The following is a 12,023-nucleotide window of genomic DNA, read 5'->3' as shown; positions in this document are numbered from 1 at the left end:
TATGGCACGTACTGAAGATTCCCCATGGGCCGTTTCCGTGGCGCAGGTGGCCTCGCGTCCGGGGCAAAGCAAGGAGATCGACGCCACTTTCCCCGCGCCGAGCGGCATCGGCGATGAGATCGTCGGCGTGGACGAAGGCGCGGATGTGAGCGTGGTCGGCTCGTTCGATTCGATCGTCGACGGTCTGATTCTGAACGCGCGTATCAGCGCTCCCGTGCATGCCGAATGCACGCGCTGCCTGAAGCCGATCCAGCGCGATTGGACGGTGAACGTCACCTCCTTCTTCCCGTATGAGGACAAGTCCGCCGCCGGCAAGGGCGGAAAGGCCGGCAAGAACGGCAAGGAAGAGGAAGTGGACATCATCGCCGGCGAGGACGAGGCGGAAGACACGTACCCGCTGCTCGACGGCGGCGCATGGGCCGACCTCGAGGCGCTGCTGCGCGACACGCTGGTCGAGGAACTGCCGCTGCAGCCGTTGTGCAAGCCGGATTGCAAGGGCCTGTGCTCGCAGTGCGGCATCGACCTCAACGAGAACCCCGACCATCAGCATGACATGACCGACATTCGTTTCGCCGCGCTGGAAGGGCTGAAAGCCAAGCTGGAAGGCAAGGAATAAGCCGTTCGGATGGGATGGTCCATCGTTTGTACGGAGCTCACGTTAAGATACTGAACGCTTAAGCTCAATCGTTCGAACGAAATAGAGGAAACACAATGGCACTGCCTAAGTACAAGACCTCGCGCGCGAATACCCATTCTCGCCGCGCAAACTGGAAGGCCAAGGCCGCCCAGACCGTTACCTGCCCGAACTGCGGCGCTCCGACGCTGCCGCACATGGCATGCCCGAGCTGCGGTTCCTTCCGCGGCCGCGTGTACCGCGAGGCTGTCCGCTCCATCCACACCAAGTGAGTGGTTGCCGGATAACGGTATAAAGCATCGAAACCCTGCCATCGACGGGTGGCAGGGTTTCTTTTATTATTATCAAGTGATACGGCGATTGCATTGCGTTTATTTCCGCGTGCGATCGGCGTACGACATACGTTGCTTGCGTAGCAAAACCGCCAGATCAGCTGGCGTCTTGCCATGTGCGCAACGGCCACAACCACAGACCGCGGCAGGCTCGGCCCGCCGCATGAACGGTAAGGAACATCCATGGCCAAAGAGACCAATCAGGACAACGCGCAGGACAACACCCAAACCGAAAACGGCAACAATACCAACGCCGGCCGCATCGGCACCTCCATCACCCCCGAAGGCGAGATGACCGCCAATGTGTTGCTCGAGGCGCTCGGCACCACAATCGAACCGGACCTGCTCGTCGAAGCGCTCACCCACCGCTCGTTCTCACACGAGCATGAGGGGGCCAAGAACTACGAACGCCTCGAATTCCTCGGTGATGCGGTGCTCGAACTGGTCTCCACGGAAACGCTGTACAAGGTGCATCCCGACATGAACGAAGGCCAGCTGGCCAAAATGCGCGCGAAAGCCGTTTCCGAGGAATCGCTGAGCAAAATCGCCCGCGAAAAGCTGCACGTCGGCCCGTACATTCTGCTCGGCCACGGCGAGGCGGAACAGGGTGGCGCGGACAAAAGTTCGATTCTGTGCGACATCGTCGAATCGCTGATCGGCGCGACGTTCATCCAGCACGGCATCGACGAGGCGCGCCGCGTGGTGCATCATCTCGTCGACGATACGCTGGCGGAGGTCGCCACCGAAGGTCCGGCGCTCGATTGGAAGACGTCGCTGACCGTCAAGGCGCATGAGATGGGTCTGCCCGACCCGCACTACCAGACGTCGGTCGCCGGACCGGAATACGCACTGGAGTTCACCGCGCGCGCGATTCTCGGCGATGGCGGCGAAGTCATCGGCGTCGGTACCGGCAGCAGCAAACGCAAGGCGCAGCTGGCGGCCGCGGAAATGGGCTGGAAGGCGCTTGACAGTCGCAAGGGCGAAATGGGCGGCAAGCAGAACGGGAAGACGCATAAGTCGCACCACAGGTCACATCGCAAGTCCAACGGTGGCACGCAGGATGCAGCGCAGGGCAAGTAACCGCGCAAACGGTAACGCAAGCGGCGGCACGGCCGGCGTCACGAAACAGCATTACAAGGCAGCGTCGCAATCGCAAAAAATATGGTCCATATCACAATGGCGCGTAACGCGCCAGAATATGGGCCTTTCCGGCGAACCAAGCTGTCAGCCGTTAGCATAGACTCATTATCAGAGAGGAATGCGGCTGCAATCCGCCACAAGCGGTTGCATAGCATTCCGTTTAAGGGGTAAAACGGCGCATGAACGACGCGGCCGCGGCCCCTTACGAGGAAATTTTCCACGAACGAGCATGAGAGGGAACATGGTGTTACCTACGCCTCTGCAGGCATTCAGCGGCATGCCAAAGGCATCCGCTACCACTGAAAAGCAGACCATTGTCGACGGCGAAAAGATGACCGGCGCCGAAGCGCTGGTTCGTTCGCTGGAGGATCTGGGCGTCAAGGACGTCTTCGGCGTTCCGGGCGGTGCGATTCTGCCCGTCTACGATTCCATCAAGGACGATACGAAGTTCCGCTTCGTGCTGATGCGTCACGAGCAGGCCGCCGGACATGCGGCAGAAGGCTACGCGCTGACCACCGGACAGGTGGGCGTGTGCATCGTCACTTCCGGTCCGGGCGCGACGAACATGATCACCCCGATCGCCGACGCGAACATGGATTCCATTCCTATGGTCGTCATCACCGGCCAGGTCGGCGTGAACGCCATCGGCACGGACGCTTTCCAGGAAGCCGATATCGTCGGCGCCACCTATCCGGTGGTCAAGCATTCGTACCTCGTCACCCGCGCGCAGGACATTCCGCGCGTGCTGGCCGAGGCGCATTACATCGCACGTTCCGGTCGTCCGGGACCGGTGGTGGTGGACGTCACCAAGACCGCGCAGACCGGCGAAATGTATTATTCCTGGCCGCAGCGCATGATTCTGCCGGGCTACAACCCGACCACCAAGGCGCACGGTCGCGTGCTGTCCGACGCGGCGAAGCTGTTCGAGCAGTCGTACCGTCCGGTGCTGTACGTCGGCGGCGGCGCGGTGCGTTCCGACGCGGGCGAGCTGGTCGAGGAGCTGGCGGAAGTGACCGGCGCTCCGATCGTCACCACCCTTCCGGCGCGCGGCATTGTGCCCGATTCCGATCCGAAGGTGCTTGGCATGCTCGGCATGCACGGCACAATCGCGGCGACCGGCGCCGTGCAGCGTTGCGATCTGCTGGTCGCGATCGGCGCACGTTTCGACGACCGCGTCACCGGCAAGCTCGACGCGTTCGCTCCGGGCGCACGCGTGATCCATATCGACATCGACCCTGCGGAAATCGGCAAGAACCGTCAGCCGGACGTGCCGATCGTCGGCGATGTGGCCACCGTGCTGAAGGACCTCATTCCGGAGATCAAGCGCGAGCAGGCGGTGCATGGCAAGCCCGACACCAGCCACTGGTGGGACGTCATCAACAAGTGGCGTGAGGAATACCCGATCACGTGGGATGAGCCGACCGACGGCAGCCTCGCTCCGCAGTGGGTCGTCAAGCAGCTGTCCGACATGGCCGACCCCAACACCGTGTGGGTGTCCGGCGTGGGCCAGCATCAGATGTGGGCCACCCAGATCATCGAATTCAACAAGCCCCACTCCTGGCTGTCCTCCGGCGGCCTGGGCACGATGGGCTTCGGCCTGCCGGCGGCCATCGGCGCACGCGTCGGATCCGCCCGCGAATTCGATGACAAGAAGCCGGTGTGGCTGATCGACGGCGACGGCTCCTTCCAGATGACTTCCGAAGAGCTGGCGGCCGCGTTCCTCGACCACGCGCCGGTGAAGATCGCCCTGCTCAACAACTCCGTGTACGGCATGGTCCGCCAGTGGCAGACCCTGTTCTACAATCACCACTACTCCGCCACGAACCTGCTGGACGGCGAGAACATGTCTGACATCGTGGACGTGCCGGACTTCGTGAAGCTCGCCGAAGCGTACGGCTGCGTGGGCATGCGCGCGTTCACCAAGGACGAGGCCATCGAATGCATCAAGAAGGCCAACGAGATCAACGACCGTCCGGTGCTGATCGACTTCCGCGTGTGGAAGGACGCCATGGTGTGGCCGATGGTCGCAGCCGGCGACTCCAACGACAACGTCACCTACATGCCCGGTGTCAAGCCTCTGCAGCGCGCCGGCGAGAACGAGTGAACGAGTAGAGCGTAAGGAAGGACATTTCGATCATGGCAAACTATCCTGCATCCCAGCCGGGTTCCAAGCGTCATACGCTGTCCGTGCTCGTCGAGAACCGTCCGGGCGTGCTGGCGCGTATCGCCGGCCTGTTCGCCCGCCGCGCGTTCAACATCAACTCGCTGTCCGTCTCCCCCACCGAACGTCCGGACATTTCCCGCGTCACCGTCACGGCCGACGTGGAGGAAGTGCCGCTCGAGCAGATCATCAAACAGCTCAACAAGCTGCTGCATGTGCTGAAGATCGTGGATCTCGATCCGGAAACCACCGTGGAGCGCGAGTTGGTGCTCATCAAGGTGGCCGCCGACGAGTCCAACCGCTCCGACGTGCTGGAGATCGTGCGTCTGTTCCGCGTGCGCGTGGTGGACGTGAATCCGGAGTCGCTGACCATCGAGGCCACCGGCGCAGAAGGCAAGATCGATGCGCTGCTCGGTCTGCTGGAGCATTACGGCATCATCGAGCTGGTCCGCTCCGGCGCGGTGGCCGTGACCCGCGGCCCGAAAGCCCTGAGCGAGAAGGTGCTCGGCTCCGAGATCACCGGTCGCTGAACGGGCTGAGCGGCATTGCCTACGACAAAGCGCCGCCCCACGATTCGTTTCGTGGGGCGGCGCTTTTTATTTCGATTCACCGCAACATCGTATGTTCCCATTGCGCCGCCTTGGGAATGCTACGAATGGAACGGGAACATATCACCAGCACAGCACTTGCCACAAGAACCGCGAGGAACAACAGCACCGCGCCATGGAATCCAAAAACCGGGAGCAAGGTGCCAGCCACAGCACTACAGAACATCGAAAGCACCTGGGCCGGAACCGTCAATGTAACAGTAATACGCCCCTGCATGCTCGTAGGCGACTTGGCGAAGATGAAACCGAGGAGCATCGCGTTGATCAACGGGAACGGCAGGCCAACCAACGAATTGGCAACCAGCATGACCCAATAGTTGTCGGTCAACGCCATCGGCAATGCGCACAGGCAGATGAACAGGTAGGCGAGGCACACGGTTGGTCCGACCGGAACCTTATCGCTGAGTTTGCCGGCCAGCAACGATCCCACAAGCATCGTCAACGATATGCCGCCACTGATGAATCCGATGAGGGTCGCATTGGTTCCGCACGACACCAGATGCAGCTGGATGGCATATTGGATGCCATTGACGCCGAAATTGACCAATGCCGCCACGATGAGCACGATCACCAGCGTTTTCCGATGCAGCGACCATGACCAGCCTTCCAGGAAATCGTGGCAGAAACCGCCCTTCGCTGCATCGCCATCCGGTTCCCCGATACGCCCGCCATCCGAACCATATTCGCGGACGCCGGTGGCGGCGACGCCGGCCACGGCGTACATACAAGCCGACGCCAGGAACGGCAGCCATGGAGCGACGCTGTACAGGAAACCTCCGATGGGCCCTCCTACCATGGTGATGGTCGCGTCGCGCCCCTCGTTGAGGCTCCGCGCCTTGGGATAATAGCGGATATCGATGATCGAGCGAAGCATCGCATCCGTAGCGCTCCCAAGAAATCCGTTGATGCCGGATGCGAGCACCGCGATCAACAGCAACACGGGGAACGACAATGCGCCGCACAGCAGCAGCACCGCGATTGCGCCCCAAGCCAGAACGCCGACGACGGCGTTCGCCACGATAAGCCGTTTGCGGTCATGCCTGTCGACGAAGGTACCTCCGAATACGCTCGCAACCTGTTGCGCGATCATCGACGACGTTCCGAGCCACCCGGCGGCGATGGTGGAGCCGGACACCGCATATCCGAGCAAACTGATCGCCAGTGCGCGCAGCGCCGCTCCGACCGCCGACGCCGTATCGGCGGTGAACCACGGGATATACCCTGCGGAATGCCAGAATGATTTCGTCGTTTCACTCATGCTTTGCTCCAATTAACCCACTTGTTCCGACTGTTCCGCCCACGCTTTCCGGTTTGCTCGTGGATTCATGCGTCAACCCCGCCGGCGTCTTATGAGACCCACCTGAAGGCCTGCAGAATCAGAGCCACGGGTTCGACGCCCAGCTCATCGTCGCCGTGCATGCCGGCCTTGATCTGCCAGCGGCGCACGACCTCATTGAGTTCCTCGATCATCGAGCTCGTCTCCTCGGCGGTCAGGTTCAGAACATGATCATCGCTGGTGCATGAATCAGCCCATTCCCGAGGCAATTCCGGCAGCCTGTCCAGAAAACGCTCGTAGGCCATCTCGTAGGAGAGCGCCGCGGAACGCCGGAACAGATCCATGGCCTTCGACTCGTCCGTACCGTTCTTTTCTTCGGGCCTTCCCAGACGAATGGCGCTTTGACAGGCCTTCCACCAGCTCTTTCTTCGATCTCCGTCAGGAGACTCCACCTTTTTCACTAGTCCCGCATGCGCAAGCTGCCCCAAGTGGTAGCTGATGGCTCCGGGAGCCTCGCCAAGCTGCTCGCTGATGCTTCCCACGGTCTGTTCGCCGTTCACCCGCAACGTTCCAAGGATCCTCATGCGAATAGGACTCGCCATGGCCCGAAGAGTATCGGCACTGGTCACGGTCACTGCGGCGTCTTCGGGCAGCTGCCCCTCGTTGGAGTTCGTATCGTTCATCGTAGAAGACTCCTTTCCATCGCCTCCCATTATATACAAATTATTTGTACAATATATTCGTGCTTTGATCTCAATCACGACATACGCTACCGGCAACGCTATGATTCCTTGCAGCAGTGGGAAAATGTCTATTCTGGAGCAAGAAGCAGACTAATGGGGGGGCATTATGCGCACGATTGTCAATGATCCGACTTTGGGGATTGTGGATAATGATCCACTGGTCGCAAGCGCAATTCAAAGCTTGTTGGTCGAGACATGCGCACCAATACGGATTCTGTGGACTGTCACCTCTGCAGAACAAGCACTTGAGGCCATGAGGGACTCTGCACAAAGGCCACAAGCCGTGCTTACCGATATCGCAATGCCTGGGATGAACGGCTCGGAATTAGCGCATCATATCAAGGAACAACATCCAGATATTGCCGTCATTGGTATCAGCGCCTTTTTGGATGACGAAAACGAAAAAAGATACGGAGCACAATGGTCCGATGCGTTTTATGCGATTATTCCAAAAGAAATTCCCACGATTCAACTGGTTCGAATCATCGGAAAAGCCACTGGAAATGACGAGGTTGCGTCGTGGGCGGGGAAGAGCATAAACTCCATGCGGCTTTCCGGCAAGGAATTACAGATCATTGCCGGCTATGCGAGAGGATTCACCACTTCCACTATTGCGCACCAACTGAATATCAGCGAAGCATCGGTAAAGACATATGCACGACGAGCTTTCGAGAAGCTCCATGCTCATAGTCGTGCCGAAGCTGTTGCGATGTGCGTAAGAAACGGTTGGATATAACGATGAGGCTGCCCCAACAAATAATGTCATTGGCAAAGGCCGTGCGCAAGCCCTACTTAGCGGGATCCATTATCTGCATCTGCTTTTTCCTGCTCGAGCTGACCGCTTGGCCAAATATGTCACCTTGGTCATGGCTATATTTGGCTCCGTACTGCATCGCCCTGCTGCTACTGGCCTGGTTCCCCGTACCGGCAAGCATGGCGATTCTTGTAACACACATAGCATGCGCGATAATCCCGGCAATATGCGATGGCCCTTCGACGTTATATGGCACATGGCTTGCATGCGGGATAATCGCATTTGAAATCAAACGATTTGAATTTGCCATCATGGGACCGCTGCTTTGCGCACTAGCACTTCCTTTGGGCTATTGGACAGGCGGCATCGACTACAATCCAAGCATCCCCGTGCTTGCATGCTCCTACATTGGAGCATTCTGCGTTGGTTTTGCCGTGAGATGGAAAGCGCAAACAGCACAACGAAAAATGGACTTGGCGATTGCACAAGAACAAGTTCGACGCCAGCAGAAAAGACTCAAAGAAATTCACATACTGCACGATTCCATCGCAGGAGCTATGACATATGCGATTCTGCTGTGCCGCAAAAAAGAGTCCTCAGAGAGCAGCGACACTTTGCCACAGATTGAACAGGTCCTCATGCAGGCATTACATGAGCTTCGCACTCAAATCATCAGCCCGATGACCGATGAGCTTAAAACAGACAAAGAGGAAGACGCGGACGAGCTCTTTCAACAACATATAGAAGCTCAATGCAAAAGACTGAGAATACTGGGTTTTACCGGGACACCAATAATCCGCGGGAATCTAAACGCAATGGACAAGTCACTACTACCATCGTTGCAAACGGTTTGTACCGAAATTCTCAATAACATTGCCAAACACGGGAAACCCGGGGCTTTTGCTTTTATCCTCTCTGTAGGACCAGATGCGGTCCGCATCTTCGCATCAAATCTATATAACGCCGCAATAAATAGTGCTCCAGAAAATCACTACGGGACAGCCCTCATACAAGATTTTGCGCAACAACATAATGGGACAATGACCATAAATTCAGAAAATGAAGAATGGTCATTGTCCCTAGCGATTCCGCTAACTCATCAAACACATTAAACCAGCCACCAGCATTTATTCACGGTGGCTTTCCTTTACTTCATATACGGAAACAACAAGATCCGTATTGCCGATATTGATAATGGACAATGAGGTGGCGCCAAGGAAATTCTTCGCCGGAAGAGAGACTGTTTCCACTCCATTAGACGTACAGGATTCCCTAGTGGTTAAAGTGTGCGGCTGTCCATCTTTGTAGAGGACAAGTGAGTAAGGAGCCTGCTCCTTCTGTTTGCACATGGAGACGACATAATACATATGGTTTTCGTCGACCTTTTTGGCAAATGGAATAGCACCATCGCCGTGCACGGATTTCGCGCCCAGCTTGTTCACCAGAACCAATTTGTCCGAGTTATTGAGATCATCGGCGGCAACACGGTCCAAAGCGTCCACAGTAAATGCTTTATACGCTTGCTCCGCAGCATCATCATTCTTGCTGCTGCTCCGAGCAGCGTCACCATCGGAGGTTTCGTGCACGGAATTCGCGCAACCGGCGCATGAGCACAGCAACAAAGCCGACAACAAACAACAGACGCTTCTTCGCATCACTTGATTCATGAGACACCCCCATTGGTTGTTCTTGCGGAGAACAGCTCCACCCCCGTAAGAACAAGAATATGACACTGATATCTCAAGCGCTACACCTTGCTGTCGCACGAATGGCTACACACCCGAAAACGCTGGAGGAGCTGCACCGCCGCCACAACATGCACACCCTGTCCGGCAATTGGCGTGGACGGTACGAATGCCATGTCGCCAATGCCGGGGACTGGCTGGTGATCTGGTCATCGAACGATTCGGTCGCGTTCTTCGAGCGTACTGGCAGCCACGACGAATTATTCCGGTAAACCGACGCTGAGCGAATCGCCAGCGTCGGTTTTGCACATTCCGTACCGCCAAACCGACGCCTACAAGCCTCTCACCATCAGTTTGCCCGACTGGGACTACTCGAGCTGTTCGGAGAGCTCCATCCATTCCATTTCGAGGGATTCAGACTCGTCCGTGACGGACTGCAACTGCTCGTTGAGCTTGCCCAGACCTTCGTAATCGCTTGGGTCATGCGCGGCCATCTGCGCTTCCAGATCGGCCTTCTGTTCCTCCAGCTTGGCCAGCTTGCGTTCGATCGCAGCGACGCGCTTGGACGCCTCGTGGAACGCCTTGCCGGTAAGCTTCGGCGCGGAAGCAGTCGAGTCGCCATCGGCAGACACGGATGAGGAGTCGCCGGCAGCACCCGTGGACGCAGCGGCATTACCGCCCTTGCTAGCCTTGCCGGCCTTCTCGTCCACAAACGGGTCCTTACCGTTCTTGATGGCCTCGGTCATGTCGAGATAATCCTGCACACCACCGGGCAGATGGCGGATCTTGCCGCCGATCAGCGCGAACTGCTGGTCGGTGACGCGTTCGAGCAGGTAGCGGTCGTGGGAGACGACGATCAGCGTGCCCGGCCAAGTGTCGAGCAGATCCTCCATCACGGCGAGCATGTCGGTGTCGAGGTCGTTGCCCGGCTCGTCCATGATGAGCACGTTCGGCTCGTCGAGCAGGATGAGCAGCAGCTGCATGCGGCGCTTCTGCCCGCCCGAGAGGTCCTTGATCGGCGTCATGAGCTGTGCGGATTCGAAGCCGAGACGCTCCATCATCTGCCCCGGCGTGGTCTCCTTGCCGTCCACGATGTAGCTCGGCTTGTAGCGGCTCAGCACTTCCTTGATCTTGTACTTGCCGAGCTTCTCCAGCTCGTCGAGACGCTGCGAAAGCACCGCGAACTTCACGGTCTTGCCGATGTTCACATGGCCGGCGGTCGGGGTGATCGTGCCGTCGAGGATCTTCAGCAGGGTCGATTTGCCGGCACCGTTCGCGCCGACGATGCCGAAGCGGTCGCCCGGGCCGATCAGCCACGTCACGTCGTCGAGGATCTTGCGGCCGGTCACGGTGACCTTCTGCGCCGCGGACGTGACTTCCGGCGTGGACTCGTCGGCGTCGTCACCCGACTCGTGCGACTCCTCCTCGGCCTGCCGGGCGGCCTGCGCCGCCTGTCGCGCCTCGGGCACGCCGGCGTCCACCAACCGCGGATCGGTCAGATCGTCGACGGCGACCTCCACGCTGCCGTGCGCCTGCGGCTCGGCATACATGGCCGGCACCACGTCCACGCGCGAGGCCGAAGCTTCCATTTCCGCCACATCCGGATCGATATCGGCCTCTCCCTGCGCATGTTCGAAGATCTGCGTCACATCGATGAGATCGACCACCTGTTTGCCGAGACGCGACGTGGCCATCTGCTTCAGCTCCAACGTGTTGCGCACCGGTGGCACGTCGGCGATGAGCTCGCGCGCCGCCTTGACATGGAACTTCTGCTTGGTGGAACGGGCGCGGGCGCCACGGGTGAGCCAGGCAAGCTCCTTGCGAGCCAGGTTGCGGCGCTTCGTCTCGCGCACGTCGGCCTGGCGGTCGCGCTCCACGCGCTGCAGCATATACGCGGAATATCCGCCTTCGAACGGGTCGATCACGCCGTCGTGGACCTCCCACATCGATTCGCATACCTCGTCGAGGAACCAACGGTCGTGGGTGACGAGCAGCAGCGCGCCCTGGCCGGACGGCCAACGGTTCTTCAAGTGCTCGGCGAGCCAGTGGATGGTCACCACGTCCAAATGGTTCGTGGGCTCGTCAAGCGCGAGAATGTCCCAGTCCTTGAGCAGCAGGCGGGCAAGGTCGGCGCGGCGACGCTGGCCGCCGGACAGGGAGCCGATCTTCGCGTCCAGACTGATGCCGCCCAGCAGAGCCTCCACAATCTCACGCGATTTGGTTTCCGCAGCCCATTCGTAATCTTCTCGCCCTTCCAACGCGGCTTCGCGCACGGTGGCGTTGTCGTCGAGCGGGTCACGCTGGTCGAGCATGCCGAACGTCAGTCCATTGCGCATGGTCACGCGACCGGAATCCGGTTCCTGCGTGCCTTTGAACAGGTGCAGCAGCGTGGATTTGCCGTCGCCGTTCTTGCCGACGACGCCGATGCGGTCGCCTTCGAAAACGCCCTGCGTCACATCGGTGAAAATATTCTTGGTCGCGAAAGCGAGCGAAACGTGTTCAAGTCCCAAATCATAAGTCGGCATAACTCACCAATGTAGCGCGTCGGCGGAACACCGCCTCCCGCACACGTATTTGGGGCTTGCTCACCAGCTGCATGATGCGAAACGTAGACAGGAGACCTTGGAATGTAGGCAACGAAAACGCCCTAGAAGATTCCGTAGGTGGTTTTCCGCTTCCGTAGGTGGTTG

At 59.0% G+C, this 12,023-nt stretch carries 12 protein-coding genes; 8 read left to right on the top strand and 4 right to left on the bottom strand.

The features are described 5' to 3' along the window. The first annotated feature begins 1 nt into the window (after nt 1). From OGI63_RS03025 to ilvN, 5 genes are all read left to right on the top strand, one after another. Nucleotides 2-616: a YceD family protein gene (locus OGI63_RS03025; RefSeq protein ID WP_011742749.1), complete on the top strand. Its 615-nt coding sequence runs from the start codon at nt 2-4 to the stop codon at nt 614-616. A gap of 95 nt (nt 617-711) precedes the next feature. Further along, nucleotides 712-906: a 50S ribosomal protein L32 gene (gene rpmF, locus OGI63_RS03020; protein ID WP_003807696.1), complete on the top strand. Its 195-nt coding sequence runs from the start codon at nt 712-714 to the stop codon at nt 904-906. Between the two features lie 351 nt (nt 907-1,257). Continuing rightward, nucleotides 1,258-2,046 carry a ribonuclease III gene (gene rnc / locus OGI63_RS03015; RefSeq protein WP_011742747.1) on the top strand — a complete coding sequence of 263 codons (789 nt, stop codon included), beginning with the start codon at nt 1,258-1,260 and terminating at the stop codon, nt 2,044-2,046. Between the two features lie 301 nt (nt 2,047-2,347). Continuing rightward, nucleotides 2,348-4,210, top strand: coding sequence for an acetolactate synthase large subunit (locus OGI63_RS03010; RefSeq protein WP_011742746.1), 1,863 nt, complete (start codon nt 2,348-2,350; stop codon nt 4,208-4,210). A gap of 32 nt (nt 4,211-4,242) precedes the next feature. Then, complete coding sequence (gene ilvN, locus OGI63_RS03005; RefSeq protein WP_003807691.1) at nt 4,243-4,797, top strand: acetolactate synthase small subunit; 555 nt, start codon at nt 4,243-4,245, stop codon at nt 4,795-4,797. 76 nt (nt 4,798-4,873) lie between these two features. On the opposite strand, the gene OGI63_RS03000 is transcribed toward ilvN, so the two are convergent. Together OGI63_RS03000 and OGI63_RS02995 are read right to left on the bottom strand one after the other, a co-directional pair. Beyond that, a complete protein-coding gene (locus OGI63_RS03000) occupies nt 4,874-6,133 on the bottom strand; it encodes an MFS transporter (RefSeq protein WP_041777226.1) in 1,260 nt (419 codons plus the stop codon). An 89-nt stretch (nt 6,134-6,222) separates the two neighbouring features. Continuing rightward, nucleotides 6,223-6,834 (bottom strand): ArsR/SmtB family transcription factor, encoded by a 612-nt coding sequence (locus OGI63_RS02995; RefSeq protein WP_011742744.1) that lies wholly within the window; start codon nt 6,832-6,834, stop codon nt 6,223-6,225. A 166-nt stretch (nt 6,835-7,000) separates the two neighbouring features. Between OGI63_RS02995 and OGI63_RS02990 the strand changes: the two genes are divergently transcribed. Together OGI63_RS02990 and OGI63_RS02985 are read left to right on the top strand one after the other, a co-directional pair. Next, on the top strand, nt 7,001-7,630 hold the full coding sequence (locus OGI63_RS02990; protein WP_011742743.1) for a response regulator transcription factor: 630 nt from the start codon (nt 7,001-7,003) through the stop codon (nt 7,628-7,630). Between the two features lie 23 nt (nt 7,631-7,653). Then, a complete protein-coding gene (locus OGI63_RS02985; RefSeq protein WP_264309057.1) occupies nt 7,654-8,760 on the top strand; it encodes a sensor histidine kinase in 1,107 nt (368 codons plus the stop codon). 15 nt (nt 8,761-8,775) lie between these two features. Here the strand turns inward: OGI63_RS02985 and OGI63_RS02980 are convergent, their stop codons facing one another. Continuing rightward, complete coding sequence (locus OGI63_RS02980; protein ID WP_041777225.1) at nt 8,776-9,315, bottom strand: hypothetical protein; 540 nt, start codon at nt 9,313-9,315, stop codon at nt 8,776-8,778. Nucleotides 9,316-9,416: 101 nt separating this feature from the next. Between OGI63_RS02980 and OGI63_RS02975 the strand changes: the two genes are divergently transcribed. Next, nucleotides 9,417-9,605, top strand: a complete 189-nt coding sequence (locus tag OGI63_RS02975) for a type II toxin-antitoxin system YafQ family toxin (protein ID WP_050731439.1) — start codon at nt 9,417-9,419, stop codon at nt 9,603-9,605. 96 nt (nt 9,606-9,701) lie between these two features. Here the strand turns inward: OGI63_RS02975 and OGI63_RS02970 are convergent, their stop codons facing one another. Then, nucleotides 9,702-11,858: an ABC-F family ATP-binding cassette domain-containing protein gene (locus tag OGI63_RS02970; protein ID WP_011742740.1), complete on the bottom strand. Its 2,157-nt coding sequence runs from the start codon at nt 11,856-11,858 to the stop codon at nt 9,702-9,704. Nucleotides 11,859-12,023 lie beyond the last annotated feature (165 nt).

The organism is Bifidobacterium sp. KRGSERBCFTRI (genome assembly GCF_025908335.1).
The sequence above is the reverse complement of the archived record's forward strand: the minus strand, read 5'-3'. Positions and strand labels throughout refer to the sequence as shown.

What these genes read in the sequence shown, in the direction of transcription:
- OGI63_RS03000 (WP_041777226.1), bottom strand. Translation starts at nt 6,133, where the DNA reads ATGAGTGAAACGACGAAATCATTCTGGCATTCCGCAGGGTATATCCCG.
- rpmF (WP_003807696.1), top strand. Translation starts at nt 712, where the DNA reads ATGGCACTGCCTAAGTACAAGACCTCGCGCGCGAATACCCATTCTCGC.
- OGI63_RS03025 (WP_011742749.1), top strand. Translation starts at nt 2, where the DNA reads ATGGCACGTACTGAAGATTCCCCATGGGCCGTTTCCGTGGCGCAGGTG.
- OGI63_RS02970 (WP_011742740.1), bottom strand. Translation starts at nt 11,858, where the DNA reads ATGCCGACTTATGATTTGGGACTTGAACACGTTTCGCTCGCTTTCGCG.
- OGI63_RS02990 (WP_011742743.1), top strand. Translation starts at nt 7,001, where the DNA reads ATGCGCACGATTGTCAATGATCCGACTTTGGGGATTGTGGATAATGAT.
- OGI63_RS02980 (WP_041777225.1), bottom strand. Translation starts at nt 9,315, where the DNA reads ATGAATCAAGTGATGCGAAGAAGCGTCTGTTGTTTGTTGTCGGCTTTG.
- OGI63_RS02985 (WP_264309057.1), top strand. Translation starts at nt 7,654, where the DNA reads ATGTCATTGGCAAAGGCCGTGCGCAAGCCCTACTTAGCGGGATCCATT.
- OGI63_RS02995 (WP_011742744.1), bottom strand. Translation starts at nt 6,834, where the DNA reads ATGAACGATACGAACTCCAACGAGGGGCAGCTGCCCGAAGACGCCGCA.
- OGI63_RS03010 (WP_011742746.1), top strand. Translation starts at nt 2,348, where the DNA reads ATGGTGTTACCTACGCCTCTGCAGGCATTCAGCGGCATGCCAAAGGCA.
- ilvN (WP_003807691.1), top strand. Translation starts at nt 4,243, where the DNA reads ATGGCAAACTATCCTGCATCCCAGCCGGGTTCCAAGCGTCATACGCTG.
- OGI63_RS02975 (WP_050731439.1), top strand. Translation starts at nt 9,417, where the DNA reads ATGGCTACACACCCGAAAACGCTGGAGGAGCTGCACCGCCGCCACAAC.
- rnc (WP_011742747.1), top strand. Translation starts at nt 1,258, where the DNA reads ATGACCGCCAATGTGTTGCTCGAGGCGCTCGGCACCACAATCGAACCG.